The 21,251-nt window shown below is 62.1% G+C and carries 20 protein-coding genes; 10 read left to right on the top strand and 10 right to left on the bottom strand.

From position 1 onward, the window contains the following. Complete coding sequence (locus tag PO860_RS16105; protein ID WP_183607758.1) at positions 1–915, top strand: ABC transporter permease subunit; 915 nt, start codon at positions 1–3, stop codon at positions 913–915. Between the two features lie 12 nt (positions 916–927). Then, a complete protein-coding gene (locus PO860_RS16100) occupies positions 928–2,037 on the top strand; it encodes a sn-glycerol-3-phosphate import ATP-binding protein UgpC (RefSeq protein ID WP_183607759.1) in 1,110 nt (369 codons plus the stop codon). A 41-nt stretch (positions 2,038–2,078) separates the two neighbouring features. On the opposite strand, the gene PO860_RS16095 is transcribed toward PO860_RS16100, so the two are convergent. Continuing rightward, positions 2,079–2,552 (bottom strand): cupin domain-containing protein, encoded by a 474-nt coding sequence (locus PO860_RS16095; RefSeq protein ID WP_047618592.1) that lies wholly within the window; start codon positions 2,550–2,552, stop codon positions 2,079–2,081. A gap of 122 nt (positions 2,553–2,674) precedes the next feature. Between PO860_RS16095 and PO860_RS16090 the strand changes: the two genes are divergently transcribed. Beyond that, entirely contained in the window at positions 2,675–3,211 is a 537-nt protein-coding gene (locus PO860_RS16090; protein ID WP_273884600.1) for a carboxymuconolactone decarboxylase family protein, read from the top strand. Here the strand turns inward: PO860_RS16090 and PO860_RS16085 are convergent. Next, complete coding sequence (locus PO860_RS16085) at positions 3,208–3,978, bottom strand: TIM barrel protein (RefSeq protein ID WP_273884599.1); 771 nt, start codon at positions 3,976–3,978, stop codon at positions 3,208–3,210. The two genes, PO860_RS16090 and PO860_RS16085, sit on opposite strands and share 4 nt — an antisense overlap. Positions 3,979–4,117: 139 nt before the next feature. On the opposite strand from PO860_RS16085, the gene PO860_RS16080 reads away from it, so the two are divergent. After that, complete coding sequence (locus PO860_RS16080; protein ID WP_183607762.1) at positions 4,118–4,906, top strand: SDR family NAD(P)-dependent oxidoreductase; 789 nt, start codon at positions 4,118–4,120, stop codon at positions 4,904–4,906. Between the two features lie 173 nt (positions 4,907–5,079). After that, entirely contained in the window at positions 5,080–5,544 is a 465-nt protein-coding gene (locus PO860_RS16075; protein WP_183607763.1) for an RrF2 family transcriptional regulator, read from the top strand. Here PO860_RS16075 and PO860_RS16070 read toward each other — a convergent pair whose 3' ends face one another. After that, a complete protein-coding gene (locus PO860_RS16070; protein ID WP_275032198.1) occupies positions 5,545–6,669 on the bottom strand; it encodes an acyl-CoA dehydrogenase in 1,125 nt (374 codons plus the stop codon). A 170-nt stretch (positions 6,670–6,839) separates the two neighbouring features. Between PO860_RS16070 and PO860_RS16065 the strand changes: the two genes are divergently transcribed. After that, a complete protein-coding gene (locus PO860_RS16065) occupies positions 6,840–7,577 on the top strand; it encodes a metallophosphoesterase family protein (protein ID WP_183608332.1) in 738 nt (245 codons plus the stop codon). 10 nt (positions 7,578–7,587) lie between these two features. Here the strand turns inward: PO860_RS16065 and PO860_RS16060 are convergent, their stop codons facing one another. The 3 genes from PO860_RS16060 to PO860_RS16050 all read right to left on the bottom strand — a co-directional run bounded on the left by PO860_RS16060 (position 7,588) and on the right by PO860_RS16050 (position 13,750). Then, positions 7,588–10,773: an efflux RND transporter permease subunit gene (locus PO860_RS16060; RefSeq protein ID WP_275032197.1), complete on the bottom strand. Its 3,186-nt coding sequence runs from the start codon at positions 10,771–10,773 to the stop codon at positions 7,588–7,590. Then, a complete protein-coding gene (locus PO860_RS16055) occupies positions 10,770–11,948 on the bottom strand; it encodes an efflux RND transporter periplasmic adaptor subunit (RefSeq protein WP_273884596.1) in 1,179 nt (392 codons plus the stop codon). The genes PO860_RS16060 and PO860_RS16055 overlap by 4 nt, the downstream gene beginning before the upstream one ends. 257 nt (positions 11,949–12,205) lie before the next feature. Then, positions 12,206–13,750 carry a cation:proton antiporter gene (locus PO860_RS16050; protein WP_183607767.1) on the bottom strand — a complete coding sequence of 515 codons (1,545 nt, stop codon included), beginning with the start codon at positions 13,748–13,750 and terminating at the stop codon, positions 12,206–12,208. Between the two features lie 246 nt (positions 13,751–13,996). On the opposite strand from PO860_RS16050, the gene PO860_RS16045 reads away from it, so the two are divergent. The 3 genes from PO860_RS16045 to PO860_RS16035 are packed head-to-tail and all read left to right on the top strand — an operon-like array spanning position 13,997 to position 17,211. Then, positions 13,997–14,461, top strand: coding sequence for a MarR family winged helix-turn-helix transcriptional regulator (locus PO860_RS16045; protein ID WP_272781775.1), 465 nt, complete (start codon positions 13,997–13,999; stop codon positions 14,459–14,461). Beyond that, positions 14,454–15,677 (top strand): HlyD family secretion protein, encoded by a 1,224-nt coding sequence (locus tag PO860_RS16040; RefSeq protein WP_275037896.1) that lies wholly within the window; start codon positions 14,454–14,456, stop codon positions 15,675–15,677. The genes PO860_RS16045 and PO860_RS16040 overlap by 8 nt, the downstream gene beginning before the upstream one ends. After that, positions 15,670–17,211 (top strand): DHA2 family efflux MFS transporter permease subunit, encoded by a 1,542-nt coding sequence (locus tag PO860_RS16035; protein ID WP_272781777.1) that lies wholly within the window; start codon positions 15,670–15,672, stop codon positions 17,209–17,211. Before PO860_RS16040 ends, PO860_RS16035 begins: the two co-directional genes overlap by 8 nt. On the opposite strand, the gene PO860_RS16030 is transcribed toward PO860_RS16035, so the two are convergent. The 3 genes from PO860_RS16030 to PO860_RS16020 are packed head-to-tail and all read right to left on the bottom strand — an operon-like array spanning position 17,212 to position 19,139. Next, positions 17,212–17,829 (bottom strand): DNA-3-methyladenine glycosylase, encoded by a 618-nt coding sequence (locus tag PO860_RS16030; RefSeq protein WP_272781778.1) that lies wholly within the window; start codon positions 17,827–17,829, stop codon positions 17,212–17,214. Positions 17,830–17,881: 52 nt separating this feature from the next. Then, positions 17,882–18,196 carry a hypothetical protein gene (locus PO860_RS16025; protein ID WP_183607772.1) on the bottom strand — a complete coding sequence of 105 codons (315 nt, stop codon included), beginning with the start codon at positions 18,194–18,196 and terminating at the stop codon, positions 17,882–17,884. Positions 18,197–18,218: 22 nt separating this feature from the next. Next, positions 18,219–19,139: a LysR family transcriptional regulator gene (locus PO860_RS16020; RefSeq protein ID WP_272781779.1), complete on the bottom strand. Its 921-nt coding sequence runs from the start codon at positions 19,137–19,139 to the stop codon at positions 18,219–18,221. A gap of 120 nt (positions 19,140–19,259) precedes the next feature. Between PO860_RS16020 and PO860_RS16015 the strand changes: the two genes are divergently transcribed. Continuing rightward, positions 19,260–20,003, top strand: a complete 744-nt coding sequence (locus PO860_RS16015; RefSeq protein ID WP_183607774.1) for an SDR family oxidoreductase — start codon at positions 19,260–19,262, stop codon at positions 20,001–20,003. A 252-nt stretch (positions 20,004–20,255) separates the two neighbouring features. Here the strand turns inward: PO860_RS16015 and PO860_RS16010 are convergent, their stop codons facing one another. Then, positions 20,256–21,167, bottom strand: a complete 912-nt coding sequence (locus PO860_RS16010; RefSeq protein WP_272781780.1) for a LysR family transcriptional regulator — start codon at positions 21,165–21,167, stop codon at positions 20,256–20,258. Positions 21,168–21,251: the final 84 nt, after the last annotated feature.

Raw genomic sequence — 21,251 nt, 5'->3', positions numbered from 1 at the left:
ATGATCGAACGCACGCCGATATTCAACTTCATCTGCTATACGCTTCTGGCGCTCGGCATGCTGATCGCGCTTCTGCCTTTCTTCATCGTCATCGTTGCATCGACGCTCGATTTGGAGACGGTCAATCGCGTGCCGCTGCCGCTCACCCCAGGCTCGCATTTCTGGGAAAACGTCCAGACCGCCTGGGTTCGCGCCGATCTCGGCAACAAGCTGATCCACAGCATTATCTTCGCCACAGCGGTCGGCGCCGGCAAGGTCATCCTTTCCGCCATGGCGGCCTTCTCGATCGTCTACTTCCGCTTCCGCGGCCGGTATGTGATTTTCTGGATCATCTTCATCACGCTGATGCTGCCGCTGGAAGTTCGCATCGTGCCGACCTATTCGATTGCGGCCAACGCGCTGCAGCCGTTCCAGACGATCCTCGACTTCACCGGCATAAGCTGGCTCGTTGCGCAGATCACCGGCATTCAGATCAAGCTCGAATGGGGCCTGTTGAATTCCTATCCCGGTCTCGTTCTGCCGCTGGTCGCAACCGCAACCGGCACCTTCCTCTACCGGCAGTTCTATCTGACGGTTCCAGACGAACTGGCCGAGGCCTCGAAGATGGACGGATCGGGTCCGGTTCGGTTCTTCTGGGATATTCTGCTGCCGCTGTCGCGGCCGAACATGATCGCACTGTTCACGATCATGTTCGTCTGGGCCTGGAACCAATATCTCTGGCCGCTGCTGATCACCACCGATCCGAATTTCGGCATTGCGGTGACGCAGCTCAAGACCCTGATCCCGTCCGAATTCGGCCTGCCCGACTGGAACGTCGCCATGGCCGGCACACTTATCATCATGTCGCCGCCACTGGTGCTCGTCATCCTGATGCAGCGCTGGTTCGTGCGCGGCCTTATCTCCACCGAGAAGTGAAGGAATAGTCCTGTGGCACCGATCTCAATCCGTGATGTGAAAAAGAGCTACGGCAAGAATCCCGTCGTTCACGGCGTCGACCTGGAGATTCAGTCCGGCGAATTCATCGTCATCCTCGGTCCGTCAGGCTGCGGCAAGTCCACGCTGCTGCGGATGATCGCCGGGCTCGAGGAAATCAGCGGCGGCGAAATCGCCATCGACGGCCGGGTCGTCAACCAGCTGGAGCCGCGCGAGCGCGGCTGCGCCATGGTGTTCCAGAACTACGCGCTTTATCCGCATATGAGCGTCGCCGAGAATATCGGCTACGCCTTGAAGGTTGCGGGTGTTCCGAAGACGGAGCGCAGCCGGCGCGTCGCCGAAGTCGCCAAGGCGCTCAGCCTCGAACCCTTCCTCGACCGCCGGCCGGCCGCCCTTTCCGGCGGCCAGCGCCAGCGCGTCGCCATGGGCCGTGCAATGATCCGCGAACCAAAAGTGTTCCTCTTCGACGAGCCGCTGTCCAACCTCGACGCCAAGCTGCGCATCGCCATGCGCGCCGAAATCCGCCGCCTGCATCGGCGTCTCGGCGCCACCTCGATCTTCGTCACGCATGACCAGACCGAGGCGATGACGCTGGCCGACCGGCTGGTGGTGATGAATGGCGGCAGGGTGGAGCAGGTCGGCACGCCAGAAGAGGTCTATCATCATCCGGTCTCGCGCTTCGTCGCGGGCTTCGTCGGCACGCCGGCTATGAACCTGCTCGAGGGCACGATCAACGACGAGGGCGTCTTCGTCTACGACCAGAGCCGCAAGATCGTGCTGCCGCGCGAACGCGCCGCACCGCTGAAAGGCAAACGCGTCGTGCTCGGCATGCGCGCCGAAGCCGCTCGGCTGGTGCCTCCGGATGCGCCCGGCGCCCTCACCGCAACGGCCGATTTCATCGAAGAGCTCGGCGCAAGCCGCGTCGTCCACGCCGATTTCGACGGGTTGCCCTTTGCCGTGGCGCTGACCGAGGCGGTGAAGGTGAAGTCGGGCGATCCGATCGGCATCGCCATCGACTATAACGCGATCCACCTTTATGCCGCCGATACCGGCCGGATCATCGAGAACACCGCCACCAGCGGTGCCGGCGTCGTTCACGCCTGAGGCCGCCGCAGCCGTTTCCCGTCCCGCCTGGGCGCCCGATATCAGCGATGGATCGGGTCGATCCAGGGCACGTCTTCCGGCTTTTCGACGGGCTCGATGTCGAGATTGACGACGACCGGTTCCTGGCCTGAGCGGACGAGCACGCATTCCAGCGTCTCGTCGCGGCTGGCGTTGATCTCCTGGTGCGGCACATAGGGCGGGACATAGATGAAGTCGCCGGGGCCGGCCTCGGCGGTATATTCCAGATGCTCGCCCCAGCGCATGCGGGCCTTGCCCTTGACCACGTAGATGATGCTTTCGAGATCGCCGTGATGATGGGCGCCGGTCTTGGCGTTGGCATGGATCGTCACCGTGCCGGCCCAGATCTTCTCGGCGCCGGCGCGGGCATTGTTGATCGCGGTGGCGCGGTTCATACCCGGCGTCTGTGCGGTGTTCGGATCGAGCGAATTGCCGGGAATGACCTTGACGCCATGTTCGCGCCAGTCGACATGATGATGCTCGTGGTCGTCGCTCATGCCTTGCCTCCCGCTTCGATTTGGTCAGTCTAGGCGGGAGCGGCGCGGCGGCCAAGCGGATTTGCCCGCACGATACCCCTGCACCCCGATAGCTTCTGTGCACAAAGGAAAAAACGGAGCCGATGAGCCACCTCCCGCAGATCGACTACGACACGGCTTCGCAAGAGATTCGGGCGGCGCATGACGAGGAAATCAAGCTGCGCGGACGCATGACCAACATGAAGCGGACGCTCTTACATTCGCCGGCCGCCCATCGCATCTATGCCGAATGGTTCACGCTGCGGGCCGAGCTCGATCCCGCCCTCAGCGACCGGGAGATCTGGATCTTCTCGCATGCGATCTCGAAGACGGCGCAATCGAAAATCGCCGTCACCTTCTTTCGCCGGGCGCTGATCAACAAGGGTTTCGATCCGGACGCGCTGGAGCTTTCCGAGGCGGAAGCGCTACTTGCCGCCTTCGGCAAGGCTGTTGTCGCCGATTCCAACGCCGTTCCCACTGAACTCTGGGTGAAGCTGAAACAGCGCTACGAGACCAAGGTGCTGGTCGATCTTGTCGCCTTCGCCGGCATCATGCTGGCCACGGCCGTTTTCAACAATGTCGTCGAGGTCGAATTCGACCCCGAGCTTGAAGCCTTTGCCGAAGGCGCCAGTTCAGCCTAACCGCCGAGTGCGGCGACCGCGACCCTGACTGCGTCCGCGCCAGGCCTGGTCGGCCGGTATTCCAGACCTACGGCGCCGTCGTAGCCATTGGCGAAGATCCAGCCGAGGCGATGGGCAAGATCAATCCGACCGGAGCCCGGTTCGTTGCGGCCGGGGTGATCGGCGACGTGGACGTGGATGATGCGGTCGAGACGGCCGTTCAGCACCTCCTCGGTGCGCTCGTCCATCACGGCGGAATGGTAGATGTCGTAGACGATGCCGATCTCGGGGCGGGCGACGTCATCGATGATGTCGAGGCCTTCGCGGGTCGAATCGAGGAAATAGCCGATATGGTCGATGCGGATGTTGAGCGGCTCGACGCCGAGGCGCACACCGCTGCCTGCCAGAATATCGGCGCCGGCCTTCAGGGTTTCGGTCAGCGCCCGGCGCTGTTCTTGCCGGCTCAGGCCCGGAAGATCGTCGCCCGCCTGGGCAATCAGCACCGGCGCGCCGAGACGTTTCGCGACGGTGACGGATTCGGCAAGGCCTTTCAGCCAGGCCCGCCGGTTGGCGGCGTCGGTCAGCGCGATCATCGGTTCGGCGACGAGGCTGGTGACAGCAAGGCCGGTTTCCTTCAGCGCCGCCTCGATCGCATTCAGATCCTTGTCGCTCCAGCGCCAGAATTCGATTGCCGTCAGGCCGGCGGTATGGGCGCGGCGGATGCGATCGGGAAAGCTGTCGCCTTCTTCGGCAAACAGCCACTCTATGCAGGCTGAATAACGTCGCATCAAAACCCTCCCATCTCTGGATGCAGGCATGCGACAGATCGGAGCCTCTCGCAATAGGCGTTGGGGCGCTTGACGCCCGAGTTCATTGGCGGAACACTCACCAGTCAGGCCGGGACCACCGGCTGTTGCGGAGGAAGACATGGATCTCGGATTGAAGGGAAAGACTGCCGTCATAACAGGCGCGTCGGTCGGCATCGGACTGGCGATCGCCGAGGGGCTGGCGGCTGAGGGCGCCAACCTCGTGCTGGCGGCCCGCGGCGGCGAACGGCTCGAGGCGGAAGCCGCCCGTATCGCCGGGAAGTACGGCGTCAGCGCCACCGCTGTTGCAGCCGATGTGGCGACGGCCGGGGGAACGGAGGCGATCATTGCGGCGGCTGCCGAAAAGGGCGGCGCCGATATCCTCATCAACAATGCTGGCACCGGATCGAATGAGACTGTGATGGAGGCGCCCGACGAGAAGTGGCAGGCCTATTGGGAGCTGCATGTGATGGCCGCCGTGCGGCTGGCGCGCGGCATCGCACCGCAGATGAAGGCCCGCGGCGGCGGTGTGATCCTGCACAATGCTTCGATCTGCGCCGTCCAGCCGCTCTGGTACGAGCCGATCTACAATGTCAGCAAATCGGCGCTGATGATGTTTTCGAAGACGCTCTCGACCGAGCTCATCAAGGACAATATCCGCGTCAACTGCGTCAATGCCGGCCTGATCCTGACGCCCGACTGGATCAAGACCGCCAAGCAGCTGACGACTGAGACCGGCGGCAATTGGGAGGGCTATCTGCAGAACGTCGCCAACGAGCACGCCGCCTCCAAGCGCTTCGGCACGCCGGAAGAACTGGCGAATGTCTTCGTCTTCCTGAGTTCGGAGCGCGCGAGCTATTGCGTCGGCTCGACCTATTTCGTCGATGGCGGCATGCTGAAGACGATCTGACCGAGCCGCCGGCGGGGCTCGACAAGTCGATCTTTCTCAAGACTGCCGGGCCGGCCTGTGGACGTTGCCGATACAAGCTATAAATATTAGCTATTTTGTTGTATGTTCACGCTTTTGACGCTATTTGCCTGCTATTGGCAGGATGAATACTGCGATTCTACAAGGCGACGACGATGCTGACGAAAAAGGGAAAATACGGGCTGAAGGCGCTGGTCGACTTGGCGCGGCTGGCGCCGGGCGAGACTGCCTTCATCAATGACATCGCGGCCCGCAATAATATCCCGAAGAAGTTCCTCGATACGATCCTGCTCGAGCTGCGCAATGTCGGCATCCTGCGCTCGAAGAAGGGGCCGGGCGGCGGCTATTCGCTGTCGCGGCCGGCCTCGGAAATCCGCATCGGCCATGTCATCCGCACGCTCGACGGGCCATTGGCGCCGATCCGCTGTGCCAGCCGTACGGCTTACGAGGCCTGCGACGACTGTGCCGATCCTGAGACCTGTCAGGTGCGGCGCTCGATGACCGATGTTCGTGACGCGATCGCCGCCATTCTCGACAATATGACCCTCGAGCAATTCGTCACCGACGGCGGCCGCATCGAAGGCGACAAAGAGGAATTCCCGATCTCCGCCGCCAGCTGATTAGGCACCGCCGACCTTCGACATATATTCGCCTGCGGTGTGCATCAGTCTATCCCGCGGCAGCGAAAGCGCGTGAATGCGGGCATTGCGCCAATGGCGGTCGAGATTGAGGCCGATGCCGGCCGATCTTTCCCCGGCAAGTTCGAACAGCGCGTTTGCGGTGTCGAGCGCCGTTTCGCCGGCAACGACCGCGGCCGCCGAGGCGGAGAAATGCGCATCCGCCATCGCGGCCTCCACAGGATTGACCTGGGCAATGTCGAGTTTGCGGCCGGCCCGTTCCAGGGCTGCTGCCGTCGTTTCGATGTGGATGGCGCGTTCGCCGATCCGGGCAAGGACGGCCGGGCTGCGATCGCCGACCGCGGTCATCAGGTCGGTCCATGCGGCCCGCGCGATGCCTAGGCTGACGCCGGCCCTGAGCAGCAAGCCGAGCGAGATGCCGGTCGAATATCCGGACGAAGGAGCGGGCGCAATCGCATCGGCATTGACATGAAGCGTGCCGACGATCGCCGTCCCCGATCCGTTGGTGCGCTGGCCGAAGCCGTCCCAATCGTCGACCACCTGCACGCTTTCGTCGTTTGCGAGGCAGAGCGTTACCGGGCGGCTCGGCGGCACGGTGGCGGCAGCGGCGATCCAGTCGGCGAAGAGAATACCGCGCGCCTGGCGCGTGCGTCCGCTCAGGCGATAGCCCGGGCCTTCTGCCGTCAGTTCGGCCCCGTCGGCGAGGGTAGCGGCGGCAAAACGGTCTCCGAGCAGCACACGGGCAAACAGCGATGCCTTCAGATCCTCGGTAGCCTGGGTGCGGAGGGTTTCCAGCGCGCAAAAATGACTTTCCAGCGCCTCGCCGATCGAGGCGTCGGCCTCGGCAATGATCGCAACGATTTCGGCGAGCAGGGCGTTCGGCACGTCGAGCCCCTGATGGTCGGGCGGAACAGTGATTGCCGTCAGTCCCGATACCGACAGCGCGTCGAGCTCGGCAAAGGGCAGGATGCGGTTGATATCGCGTTCGCTCGCCTGGTGCCGGAATGCGGCGGCGAGGTCGCGGGCCGTGGATATCGCCTCCTCTTCGCTTTCGATGCGATGCGCGGGAGGCCTCAAGTTCTCATGAAACTGCGATACCGTTCCCATCGGTCACTCTCTTCTCGACGGATACAGGATTGAGGGATTGCCCCTCGAATGATAAGGCCGGTTTTTCTACAAAACCCGAATGGTTTGAATTTTTCTACCAGCTTGATTGCCTTGTTCTCAACGCTACTTACGGTGAAATTGGGCTTCCTTGATCGAGAAACATGATGAAAATGGCACGCCAGCCGAGACCGCGTCTGACGCTGGATATTGCCGCTATCCCAACCTATGCGATCGGCGACATTCACGGTAGATACGACCTGCTTATGAAAGCCGAGGAGGCGATCCTGCGAGATGGCGAGCGGCTGCCCGGGCGTAAGCTGATCGTCACGCTCGGCGACTATATCGACCGTGGCCCGGAATCGGCGCGGGTCATTACCCATCTCATGGAACCGCTGCCTGAGGGATTCGATCGCATCTGCCTTGTCGGCAATCACGAAATCGCCATGCTCGACTATATCGATGGCTGGATCTCCTATGACGACTGGATGGGGATGGGTTCGGCGGAATTGCTCAGATCCTATGGACTCGATCCGGATCACCTGCCGCTGGTCTTTCCCACCGGCGCGAAACTCGATGCCTTCATCCGCCAGTCGCTGCCGCACACGCATATCGACTTCATGCGGGCAATGCCGGTCATGCTGGAGACTCCGAGCGTGATCTTCGTGCATGCCGGCATCAATCCGAAGCTGCCGCTCGGCGAGCAGACGGACGAGGATCTGGTCCTCATCCGCCAGCGGTTTCTCGAAAGCCGGATACCGTTGCCGAAACTCGTCGTTCACGGTCATACGCCGAACGACGAGCCCGACATACGGCCGAGGCGGCTCAATCTCGATACGCGCGCCTTTCGCAGCGGCAAGCTCACCGTCGCCCGCTTGTGGCAGGGTCAGGTGCATCTGTTTTCCACCTGACCTTCCGGCCTCAGACCGTTTCTCTCTCGGTCGGAGTGACCTCCACCGTCTTTTCAACCGGCTGCTTGCGGCGCCATCCGCGCAGCACGACGTAGAAGACCGGCGTCAGGAACAGGCCGAAGATCGTCACGCCGAGCATGCCCGAAAAGACGGCGGTGCCGAGCGATTGGCGCATTTCGGCGCCGGGGCCGGTGGCGATGGCAAGCGGCAGAACGCCGAAGATGAAGGCGAATGCCGTCATCAGGATGGGGCGCAAGCGAAGATGGCTGGCTTCGATGGCCGCGTCCACCGCCGACTTGCCCTCGTCTTCGGCCTGCCTGGCGAACTCGACGATCAGAATGGCGTTCTTGGCCGCAAGGCCGATCAGGACGATCAGACCGATCTGTGTCAGGACGTTGTTGTCCATTCCCCTCAACGAGACCCCGATCAGCGCGGCGAGCACAGCAAGGGGGACGATGAGAATGATCGCCAAGGGCAGAACCCAGCTTTCATATTGTGCAGCCAGTGCCAGGAAGACGAAGACGACGGACAGGGCGAAGATGTAGATCGCCGTGTTGCCGGTATGAGTTTCCTGATAGGCGAGTTCCGTCCATTCGAAGGTCGTTCCCTGCGGCAGGATCTTCGCCGCCAGGGCTTCCATCTTCTTGATGGCATCGCCTGTCGACGTGCCCGGCGTCGGATTACCCTGGAGCGGGACCGAGACATACATGTTGTAGCGTTGGACAAGCGCCGGCCCGCTGGAATCCTGGATGTCCATCAGGGTTCCAAGCGGAACCAGTGCGCCCGTCGCCGATCGGACCTTCAGGGCGAGGATGTCGTCCCGGTCCATGCGGTATTGCCGGTCGGCCTGTGCGCGAACCTGGTAGACGCGGCCGAACGCATTGAAATCGTTCACATAGGCGACGCCGAGATTGATCGAAAGCGCATTGAAGATATTGGGGATCGGCACGTTCAGGAAGCGTGCCTTGTCACGGTCGATCTCCAGGAAGTATTGCGGGCTTGCATCGGAGAATGTGGTGAAGACGCCGGTCAGCCCCTCGGTCGTGGCGGCCGCACCCATCATCTGGCGGGCCAGACCGAGCACACGCGTCATATCCGCGTTTTCAAGATCGGATATCTGCATTTTGAAGCCGCCGGAGTTGCCGACGCCGCGCACGGAGGGCGGCGGAATGGCGATAATGAAAGCTTCCTGGATACTTTGCAGCTTGCCGTAAAGCTCGCCGATGATCTTGTTGGCGTTCTCTCCGCCTTCTTCCCGTTCGGCAAAGGATTTGAACGGAACGAAGACGACGCCGGAATTCGAGGCATTGGTGAATGTCGCCCCGCTGAAGCCGGCGAATTGTACGGCATTGCCGACACCGGGCACGGTGCGGGCGATATCGCCCACCTGCTTGACGACGGCGTCGGTACGGGCAAGCGAGGCGCCGTCCGGAAGCTGGATGACGATGATCGCGTAACCCTGGTCCATGGTCGGGATGAAACCCGCGGGCACTCTGGTGCCGATGTACCAGGTTGCTCCAAGCAGGCAGACGAAGGCGACCATCGCGGCCGTCAATCCGACCCAGCTGCTGACGAGATGCCGGACGATCCACGAATAGCCGGAGCTCAGCCGATCGAATCCGCGATTGAAACCATTTGCAAGGCCGCTTCCCAGGCGCGAGGCGATATTCTTGCGCCTGGTTTCGTGGTCATGGGTTTTCAGCAATATACCAGCAAGTGCGGGTGAAAGCGTCAGCGAATTCAATGCCGAGATCGCTGTCGTGACGGAGATCGTCACCGCAAACTGCCTGTAGAACTGGCCCGATATCCCCGGGATGAAGGCCGTCGGCACGAACACCGCGATCAGCACCAGCGAGATGGCGACGACCGCGGTCCCCACTTCGTCCATCGTGACATGGGAGGCCTGCTTCGGCGACATGCCGCGCGCCAGATTGCGCTCGACGTTTTCCACCACGACGATCGCGTCGTCGACGACGATACCGATCGCCAGCACCAGGCCGAACAAAGTAAGCATGTTGAGCGAGAAGCCGAAGGCCAGCAGGACGGCGAAGGTGCCGATCAGCGATACCGGGATGGCGACGATCGGGATGATCGCGGTTCGCCAGGACTGCAGGAAGACGAGAACGACGATCGCCACAAGGATGGCCGCCTCGGCGATGGTTCTATAGACTTCCGAGATCGAATCCGAGATGAATTCGGTGGTGTCGTAGACGATCCGATATTCCAGCCCTTCCGGGAAATTCTGCGAGAGGTCCTTCATGATCGACTGGACCTGATGGGCGGTGTCCAGGGCGTTGGTTCCCGGCCGGGCGAAGATGCCGAGAGCAACGGCCGGGTCATTGTTGAGATAGCTGTTGGTGACGTAATCCTGTGCGCCGAGTTCGATACGGGCGACATCCTGCAACTGCACCAGCCGGCCCGATGTCGTCGATTTCACGATGACGTATCGGAACTCGCGCACGTCGGAGAAGCGTCCGTCCGTTCGCACCGTATATTCGAAGGCGTTCTTGCCGGTCACCGGCGGCGCGCCGATCTTGCCGCCCGACACTTGAACGTTCTGGTCTCTCAAGGCGGAAACGACGTCATCGGATGTCATGCCGTAGGCGGAGAGCTTTTCCGGATCCAACCAGATTCGCATCGAATACTGGCGTTCGCCGAAGAGCTGCACGTCGCCGACACCGTCGAGACGCACGAGAACGTCGCGGATCCGGTTGCGGGCATAATTCGAGACGTAAAGCTGGTCGTAGCGGTGCGACGGCGACAGCAGGTGCACCACCATCATCAGATCAGGCGAACTCTTGTCGGTGGTCACACCGAGCCGCTGGACTTCCTCGGGAAGGCGGGGGAGCGCGATCGAAACGCGGTTCTGGACCAGCACCTGGACCTTGTCGAGATCGGTGCCGAGCTTGAAGGTGATCGTCAGCGACATGGCGCCGTCGGCGCTTGAATAAGACGACATGTAAAGCATGTCTTCGACGCCGTTGATCTGCTGTTCGAGCGGGGTCGAAACGGTGTCCGCGATGGTCTGCGGATCGGCGCCGGGATAGGAGGTGCGCACGACGATGGTCGGCGGCGCGATCTCCGGATACTGAGAGACCGGCAATTGCGTATAGGCAATGCCGCCGACGACGAGGAAGAGGATCGAGATGACCGCCGCAAAGATCGGCCGGTCGACGAAGAAATGAGCAAATCTCATTGTCCGTTCTCCGCGCCGGCGGTCTCAGGCGGAGCGTCCTGCCGTTCCTGCGGCAGTTCGGTCATCTGAGGCGTGATCTTCGAGCCGGGCCGGGCGCGTATCACGCCGTTGACGATGATCGTCTCGGTGCCGTCGAGACCTTCGCGTATGACGCGATAGCCGTAGAGCCGCGGTCCGGGCCTCACGGGTTTGGTCGTAACCTTGCCGTCTGCGTCGACGACATAAACGACGCGTTCATTCTGGTCCGAGCCGATCGCCTCATCGGGCACGAGAATGGCCTTATATGTGTTGGAGGCTGCAACCTGTATGCGACCGAAGAGGCCGGGTTGAAGGACGAAATCAGGATTGGGGAAGCGGGCACGGATGCGGATGGTGCCGCTCTCATTGTCGATCCGGTTCTCGGCGAAATCGAGCTTTCCCTTGAAGGGTTTGGCGGTGGCATCCGAGATGGTGACGGATACATCGACGCCGCCGCCGCCCTGCTGCAGAACCTGGCCCTGTTTGCGCGCCGTGTCGGCGAAATTCAGCAGGCGGCGTTCATCGACGTCAAAATAAAAATCGATCGGGTCGAGCGAAACGATCGTCGTGAGCACCGTCTGGTCGGTCTGCACGAGGTTGCCGGCCGAGATCAGGCGGCGGTCGATGCGGCCGCTGAGCGGGGCCTTAATCTCGGTATATTCCATGTCGAGGGAAGCGCGATCGGCTGCGGCCTGCGCGCCGCGGACATTGGCCTCGGCCGAATCGAATTCGCGGCGGCGATCGTCCAGCGTCTGCGCCGACTGGCTGCCGCTCGATGCGAGCGACTGGGCACGCTTATACTGCGCATCAGCAAAGACCAGGGCGGATTGTGACGCTTCGAGCGTCGCCTTTGCCTGGTTGAGCGCGGTTATGAACGGCCGCTGGTCGATGACGAAGAGAAGGTCGCCCTTCTTCACCAGGGCCCCGTCCTCGAAATGGATTTCCTGCAGATAGCCGCCGACACGCGAGCGGACGGAGACTTCATCGACCGGTTCGAAACGGCCGATGAACTCGTCATTGTCGACCACATCGCGCACCACCGGTTTTGCGACGGTGACAGGAGGAGGAGCAGCCGGTGCACCCTGCGCCATCGCGGCCAGAGGCATGAACGTGGCGATGCAGCCAAGCACCAACATCTGTCGAAGCACGTAAGTCATACCGGTCCTCCAATCTCGACGGCCGATCGACTGCCGACGAACCTAAGATGAAGTGATGCTATTCAGGTCTTTGATTTGAACGAAGGCCTTGGCCCCCGTGATCTCTCCCGGCGTTCAATCCTTGGTAAGGAAGGCCGGCACGCAATGCACATCGGAAAAATCGTGACGCTATGGAAGTGGATATAAACGGCAGCGGCAAAAAATAGCAAATGCCAATTGGCTGCAGTTCCGGAATCCATCAAACTTCATGGACGGCGTCAACTCTCGACGATCTCGTCGCGGCCGGGCGGCAGGACGGCGAGTTCGGCCCAATCGAGCTCCTGTTCCAGCATGTGGAAAACATCGTCGTCGATCTCGTCGGCACGACGCATCGCTGCCAGCCTGCGGCGTTTCGCGGCGATGACGCCGCGGCGCTGCTTGTCGAGCCTGCTGACTTCGCGCGGGTGTTTCCCGTCGGCGGCGATCTCGCGCTCGGAGGTATAGACGTCGCGCAGGATGCGGGTGGATTTCTCCTCGCCGCCGGCGAGTTCGGCAAGGGCTGCATCGATCAACGTGACACGAGCTCTGGCGAGGTCGCGGTCCAGGGAGGTGTCGGGGTCGAATTTCAGGAAACGGATCAGCGGCCCGAGCGTCAGGCCCTGGACAATGAGCGTGCCGAGAACGACAGCGAGCGCGCAGAGCAGGATGATGTCGCGATCGGGGAAGTCGATTGGCAGAGCGAGCGCGGTCGCCAGCGTGACGAGGCCGCGCATGCCGCACCAGCCGGCAAGCAAGCTGGTCGCGAAGGTGGGAACGGCTTGCTTGGTATAGCCGCGCTCGGCAAGGAAGGTGATGACGCGGTTATAGAGGAGCACCCAAGCCAGGCGGGTGACGATGACGGTGATGAAGACCGCGGCCGCCAAAGTGATTGCGAAATTCAGCCGGCCGGGATCGAGGCCGAGGACGATCTGCCGGGCCTGCAGGCCCATCAGCAGGAAGGCGAGCACGTTGAGCAGGAAGACCGCGGCTTCCCAGACCGAATAGGAATGAATGCGGTGGCGGGCGGTCTGCCGCTCGGGCATGTAGCGGGCGATGACCATGGCATAGACGACGATCGCCAGAATGGCCGAAAGGTGCAGGTGCTCGGCGATGATCCACGTGCCGAAGGTGGCGACGAATTCGAGCAGGGTGCCGCCGAGCGTGCCGGCGAGCCTGAGGCCGACGACCATGTAGAGGCGGCCCATGAGATAACCGAGGATGAGGCCGCCGGGCACGGCGAGCGCCAGTTCCGCCAGGGCGCCGGCGAAGAAGGCGGGGCTTGCGGCGGCTGTCACGGCGGCGCTGAAGATTAGGAGTGCCACGGCATCGTTCAGGAGGCTTTCGCCCTTAAGGATCACGTAGGTCTGACGCGGCAGGGTGAAGCGGTCGAGCATGGCGGTTGCTGCCGCCGCATCCGGCGGCGCGACGATGGCGCCGAGCGCCACGGCTGCGGCAATCGGCAGGCCTGCCATCGTCACGCCGACGATGGCAACTGCTGCGGCCGTCAGGATCACGGCGATGGCGGCGAGCGAGAACAGCGGCAGCCAGTTGCGTCGCAATGTCCTCGGCGGCAGATCATAGGCGGCGTCGAAGAGCACAGGCGCGATCAGCAGCGCCAGTGCAAGTTCGGGATCGATCGCGACCTCGGGCGCCCAGGGCACGGCGGCGACGATGACGCCGGCGATCGCCAGCATTGTCGGATAAGGGATGCGGAACTTCCTGGAAAATTGCAGAAAGACGATCGCCACCAGCAGCAGCGTCAGCATGCTTTCGAAGAACGCCATCGATCTCCCCAATGCGGCACCTCCGGCGGAGGCGACGACTACAGGCAGAGTTAGGGCGGAGGCTGGCCACGGCTACTGTCCGGAGTCTCGAAATGGTTGCACGAGGGAGCCGCGGGATGGCTCTACCGGCCTGCGGCATTTTCGCGGCGGCGGGCGAATCTACCGCTCATGCCCTTGTGCATTGCACAAGCTCAATATATCTACCGATATTATAAGTAAGCTTATAAATAATGATCGCAGGTTTTCATGAGCGCCACTCCGACCCTTGGTTTCCTTCTCCACGACGTCGCGCGACTTCTGCGCAAGCGGTTCGAGCAGCGTGCGAAGTGCCTGGGGCTGACCCGGTCGCAATGGCAGACGCTTGCCTATCTCTCGAATAATGAAGGCATTCATCAAGGCGGTCTTGCCGAAATCCTCGAAGTCGAGCCGATCACGCTGGTGCGCATTCTCGACAAACTCGCCGAACGCGGTCTGATCGAGCGCCGCCAGCACCCGACCGACCGGCGCATCTGGCTGCTCTATATGCGCGAGGAGGCGCACCCGCTGCTCGCCGAAATGCGCGAACTCGGGGATGTAACCCGCGGCGAGGCGCTGGAAGGCATCTCCGTCGAGCAGCGCGAACAGCTTTACCAAATCCTCTCCGTAATGAAGACGAACCTGGTGCAGGCTTGCCGAACACCGGTCGAAGAGAATGAGACGAACGATGGCTGATCAACCCTCCCTCCGCGTCGTTGCCGACGCTAGTGCCAAGACATCTGTCGAAGAAAACCAAGCCAAACAGCAGGAAACGGTAGCCGAAGCGCCTTCATCCAATTCAGCGCCGGCTGCCGCCGTGGCTGCGCCTGGCGGCAACAAGGTCCGCCGCCGGCGCAGTCTCACGCGGCCGATCCTGTTTGCCCTGCTGCCGGTGGCGCTCGTCGTCGGCGGTTATTATTACGTGAATGGCGGCCAGGTGATGTCGACCGACAACGCCTATATCCAGGCCGATATGGTCGGGCTCACCACCGATGTCTCGGGGATCGTCGAACGGATCAATGTGCATGAGAACGAGGCGGTCAAGGCGGGGCAGGTGCTCTTCAGCCTGCGCTCGGATTCTTTCAAGATTGCGCTCGATGGCGCCAAGGCGCAGCTCGGAGCGCAGCGCAACCAGATCATGAATCTCAAGGCGAGCTACCAGCAGTCGCTCGCCGAGATCACGCAGGCGCAAGCCGACATTCCCTATTACCAGGATCAGTTCGACCGGCAGCAGAACCTCGTCAACAATGGCAGCGCGACGCAGTCGGCCTATGACGAGGCCAAGCACAATCTGGACGCGGCTCGGCAGAAGGTTGCCGTTGCCAAGGCGGAAGCCGCAACGACGCTCGCCCAGCTCGGTGGCGTTGCCGACCAGCCGGTCGAGGAAAACCCGCTCTACCTGCAGGCCAAATCGCAGGTCGACAATGCCCAGCGCGAACTCGACCACAGCATCGTAAAGGCACCGTTCGACGGCATCGTCACCAATGTCAATGCGCTGCAGGTCGGCTCCTATCTGCAGCCGTCGCAGCAGGCCTTCTCGCTTGTTGCCACCGATCATCTGTGGATCGCCGCCAGCCCGAAGGAAACCGAGCTGACCTACGTCAAACCCGGCCAGATAGCCGAGATCTACGTCGACACCTATCCGGGCGTGACATGGAAGGGCAAGGTCGAGAGCATCAGCCCCGCCTCCGGCTCCAGCTTCTCGCTGCTGCCGGCGCAGAATACCACGGGCAACTGGGTGAAGGTCGTCCAGCGCATTCCGATGCGCGTCAGCATCGAAGATACCGAAGGCAAGCCGCCGCTCCGTGTCGGCATGAGCACGGTGGTCGATGTCGAAACTGGCCATGCCCGCGGCCTCCCCGATTCCCTCAATAAGCTTCTGGGCCGGCCTCAGGGCAAGGACCATGAGTAACGCTTCCGCATCTGCAGCGACGCCCGTTGCCAATCGAGGCGCAATCACGGCCTGCGTCATTCTCGCCGTCATTATGCAGGCGCTGGACACGACGATCGCCAACGTGGCGCTGCCCTATATCCAGGGCAGCGTGTCGGCTTCGGCCGATCAGATCAACTGGGTCCTGACCTCCTATATCGTCGCGGCGGCGATCATGACGCCGCCATCCGGCTTCCTCGCCGCCAAGTTCGGCCGCAAGCGCGTGCTGCTCGTTGCCATCGCCGGTTTCGTCGTTGCCTCCGTGCTCTGCGGCCTGGCGCAATCGTTGAACCAGATCGTCGCCTTCCGCCTGCTGCAGGGCCTGTTCGGCGCATCGCTGGTGCCACTGTCCCAAGGCATCCTTCTCGATATTTATACCGTGGAGGAGCGTGGTTCGGCCATGGCGCTTTTCGGCGTCTCGGTCATGGTCGGGCCGGTCCTCGGCCCGGTCATCGGCGGTTGGCTGACCGACAATATCAGCTGGCGCTGGGTGTTCTACATCAACGTGCCGATTGGCGCGCTGGCTTTCGCCGGTATCGTCATCTTCGTTTCGGAAACGAAGAGGGATGCGCTCGCCAAGCTCGACTGGTTCGGCTTCGGGATGATGAGTCTGTTTATCGCCGCGCTGCAGCTCTTCCTCGACCGCGGTGAGCAGCTCGACTGGTTCTCCTCGGGCGAGATCATGCTTGAAGCGATTATCTCAGCCGCCGCATTCTATCTCCTTCTCGTGCACACGCTGACGGCGGAGAAATCCTTCGTCAATCCGAAGCTGTTCCTCGACCAGAACTTCACGATCAGCATGATCTTCATCTTCGTGGTTGGCGTCACCTATCTCGCCTCGCTGGCGCTGATGACCCCCTATCTGCAGACGCTGATGGGTTATCCCGTCATCACCGCCGGCATCGTCATGGGGCCGCGCGGCCTCGGCACCATGCTCTGCATGTTTATTGTCGGGCGGCTGATCGGCAAGGTCGACACGCGCTTGCTGCTGGTGCTCGGCCTCGGCCTGACCGCCTGGGCGATGTACGACATGACCGGCTGGACGCCCGATGTTTCGCAATGGACGATCGTCTCGGTCGGCTTCATCCAGGGCGCCGGTCTCGGCTTTCTCTTCGTGCCGCTGACGACAATCGCTTTCGCCACGCTGCCCGCCCATATGCGCGGCGACGGCACCGGCCTCTACAATCTGTCACGCAACATCGGTTCGGCGGTCGGCATCTCGATCGTCTCGGCACTGATCGTCGAGAACACCCAGAGCAATCATGAATCGATCGCGGCCTATGTGACGCCGTTCAACCATGCCTTCAACGCGGTGGCGGCACAGGGGCTCAGTCCGCTGACCGCCGCCGGACGGGCCTCGCTCAACGAGGTCATCACGCTGCAATCGACGATCATCGCCTATATGGACGATTTCAAGCTGCTGATGCTGATGTCGCTTGCTGTCATCCCGCTGGTGCTCTTGCTGCGCAAGCCGAAAGCTGCGCCCGCCGTCGACCATAGTGCTGTCATGGAATAATCAGCGGAACGGCTTGCTGAGATAACGCGATCCCTGAATGCCGAAGCGCCATGGAGCTTCGGCATTTTTCGTGATGCCGATGCGTTTTCCCGAGACTACAGGCACCGGCGCCGACGGCGCGATCGCATAGGGCGGGCAATCGAGCAGCCTGTCGTTGATCCCGATATCGATGCCGAGCGCCTGGCAGAGTTTGCCCGGACCGCTGCAGAGCGAGGTTAGTGTATCGGTGCCGCGCCGCTCCATCATGAGAGGGATTCCCGTTTCCGGCTCTAAGGCGCGGATGAGGGCAGCCGAGCCCGGATGGCAGACGAAATTCAGGCACCAGTACATGCCGTAGATGCGGTAGATGTAGACGTTGCCGGGCTTGCCGTACATGGCGCCGTTGCGCTTGGTAGGGCCGCGGAAGCTGTGGGAGGCCTCGTCGTCGGGGAAATAGGCTTCGGTCTCGGTGATGCGGCCGCCGACACCATCGACGGTCAGGTGGCAGCCGAGCAGTTCGCGAGAGACGGTGATCGCATCGCGGTCGAAAAACGCCCTGAGGCTTTCGCCGGTGAGCGTGCCGGCGCCGATCGCACCCGTTGTCGTTCCACCATCGGTCATGACCGAGGCAGATAACATCCGATGCATCCGCCGTCATCCCAAAACCGCTTGACGCTTTTGGCGACGGGCGTCAGCGGCCGGCATTCGGATCGCGCATCGGGATCGAGGGTGATGTGACCGAGACCGGGTCGCTTGCCGGGAAGGAATCTTCCAGGCCCTCCTCCAGTTCTTCTTCGAGCAAGGCGGGATCCTTGCTGCGCGCGCCGTTGCTATGGGTCGGTTCGATTGCCGCCGCAAGCAGGGCCTTGGCCCGCAAGACGGCGTTTTCCGCCGTCAGCTCAGGCGTGCTCCGCAGCGTCACGGCAATGCTGTCTTCGCCTTCGCCGCCGAATTCGACGACGAAGCCGTCTTCCGTCTGGTAGACGGTGATATCGCTGAGTGCCACGGCCGTTCCCCCTAAGCGCATATTAGGAAAGCGCGTTGTAATGAAGCGCGTTTTCGGAATTTTGTCGAGCGAAGACCTTCACCAGCCAATCGATGAAGACGCGCACGCGCGGCGACAGCTGGCGGTTGCGGGGGTAGAGCAGGGAAACCGGTGTCGGGGTCAGCGGGAAATCCTTAAGCACATGGATCAGTGTCCCTTCGGCAAGGTCCTTTTCGGCGTGATAGCGCGGGATCTGGATGATGCCGAGGCCCATCCTCGCCGCTGAAATATAGCTTTCGGCGGCGTTGACGGCAACGGTGGCGGGAATGGTGATGTCATGCACGGTGCCGTCGACGATGAATTCGAGCGGCAGCAGGCCGCCGGTGGTGGAGCGGAAGCCGACCATGCGATGGCCGGCTAGCCGGTCAGGATGCTGCGGCAGGCCATGGGTGGCGATATAGGCGGGAGAGGCGAGTGTGATCTCATCGAGCATGGCGACACGCCGGGCAACCATGTCGCTATCCCCCAACGTGCCGACGCGCAGTACGCAATCGATGCCTTCGCGCACCAGATCGACCAGCCGGTCGCCTTCGCTCATGTAGAATTCGATCTCGGGATAAGTCTCCAGGAAGGATGGCAGGCTCGGCAGAACGAAATGGCGGGCAAGCGTGCCGTGCACATCGACGCGCAGCAGGCCCTTCGGTCTGGCGCCGGCAAAAGCGCCTTCGGCATCCTCGATATCTCCAAGGATCGACAGGCAGCGCTGGTAATAGGCTTCGCCGTCCAGCGTCGGGCTGACATGGCGTGTCGTGCGCTGGAGCAGGCGCACGCCGAGGCGGGCTTCGAGTTGCTTGATCGCATCGGTGACGGTCGAGCGCGGCAGGCCGGTATCCTCGGCAGCAAGGGTGAAGCTGCGGCGTTCCACGACACGGCAAAACACCCGCATGGCATCGAATCTGTCCATCTCTTTGTTCGCCATCCCCGGATAGTGATGCCGAAGAATGCCTGATTATCCGCTTTTGGAAAAGGCGCATCTTCTTCTCATCGAAAACGCGCTGCTGCGCAGACTGAAAGGAGAAAGACAATGACTTCCAACGAAAATGGCAAGGTCGCCCTCGTCACCGGCGCTTCCCGCGGCATCGGCGCGGCAGTCGCTCAACGCCTCGCCAGGGACGGTTTCACCGTCGTCATCAATTATTCCGGCAATGCGGCTCCGGCCGAGGAACTGGCGCGGGAGATCGAGCAGGCCGGCGGCAAGGCGCTGACGGCCAAGGCCGATGTCAGCGAGGCGCAAGCCGTCCGCCGCATGTTCGATGCGGCGGAAACCGCCTTCGGCGGCGTCGATGTGCTTGTCAACAATGCCGGCATCATGATGCTGTCCCCACTCGTCGAGGCTGACGATGCCAACTTCGACCGTCAGATCGACGTCAATCTCAAGGGCACTTTCAATACGCTGAGGGAGGCCGCCAAGCGCCTGCGCGACGGCGGCCGGGTCATCAACTTCTCGACCTCGGTCGTTGGGCTGAAGCTCGAAACCTACGGCGTTTACGCCGCCACCAAGGCTGCGGTGGAAACACTGACGGCGATCATGGCCAAGGAGATGCGCGGCCGCAACATCACCGTCAACGCCGTCGCGCCCGGCCCTGTGGCCACCGATCTTTTCCTCAACGGCAAGTCGGACGAACTCATCGCCCGCATGGCAAAGATGAACCCGCTGGAACGCCTCGGCACACCTGACGACATCGCATCTGCGGTTGCCTTTCTCGCCGGCCCGGACGGCGGCTGGGTCAACGGCCAGACGCTGCGCGCCAATGGCGGGATGATCTGACGAAGACCGGCGGCGGTTTCAGGCCGCCGTCATCGCAATTATGTGAACGCGATTGCGGAGTTTTCCCTTACAATCCTGCGGGGAGTGCGTATATCTGTCTTATCGCGAGAGAGTGGAATTCCCTGCCGCTCTCTCCCGGACCTCCAGAGCCTGCCGCGCCCATCTGCGGTGTGACAGGCTTGATGTTCAAAGTTGTAAATTGCGGCCCGTCGAAGGTTTCCCCTGCCTTCCGGGCCGTATTTGTCTTGGCGCTCAGCCGTCGTTCAGTCTTGCCTCTGCCAGAAGCTTCACCAGCCAGTCGACGAAGACACGGACCTTGTTGCTGAGGTGGCGGTTCGGGGGGTAGACGACGTAGAGCGGCAGCGGATCGCGGCGCCACTCCGGCAGCACGCGGACGAGTTCACCCCTTGCCATCGGCTCACGCGCCATGAAGATCGGCACCTGCGCGATGCCGAGACCCGTCAGCGCCGCGGTCAGATAGGTGCGGCTGTCGTTAACCGAGGCGATGTAACGCGGACTGCTCTCGATCACCTCGTCGTGCCGGCGAAATTCGAAGGGTAGCGTGCGGTTGTTCTGGGCGCGAAAATAGTTGACGGAGTAATGATCGGTCTCCAGATCCTCCGGCCGCTCGGGCATGCCGAATTTCTGGATGTAGCTCGGCGAAGCGCAGGTGATCATCTCGACTTCGGAGACGCGCCGGGCAATCAGCGACTGGTCGGCCGGCGTGCCCCCCCGCAGCGCGCAGTCGACATTTTCCGCGAGATAATCGACCGTGCGGTCGCCGACACCGAGGTCGATGCGGATATCGGGATAACGCAGATAGAAATCGCAGAGTGCGGGAACCACGATCCAATCGGCGAAAGCGCCGGCCATCTCGACGCGCAGCCGCCCGCTCGGCAGGCTCTGCGAATTGGAGAGGCTGCCGTCGAGTTCCTCCAGCTCCGAAATGATCTGGGCGGCGCGTTCGTAGTAAAGCGCGCCGTCCGTGGTCACCATCACCCGGCGCGTGGTCCGATTCAAGAGCTTGGTGCGCAGATGCGCCTCCAGCCCCTGGATGAGATTGGTCACCGTCGCCTTGGGCATGGCGAGCATGTCGGCGGCGCGAGTGAAATTGCCCGTCTCCACGACGCGAATGAAGACGCGCATTGCCGAGAGCTGATCCATCGGTTTGAAATCCGCAGTTTGCGTTGCAGCATTGTTCGATATCTGGAACAGTGTTATCGCGATATAGCTTCTTATTCCTTGGTT

It is taken from the genome of Rhizobium binxianense, assembly GCF_028994275.1.
In the GTDB taxonomy this organism is placed as follows: domain Bacteria; phylum Pseudomonadota; class Alphaproteobacteria; order Rhizobiales; family Rhizobiaceae; genus Rhizobium; species Rhizobium binxianense.
Note: the sequence above shows the minus strand (reverse complement) of the source record. Positions and strands in the feature narration are given on the sequence as shown.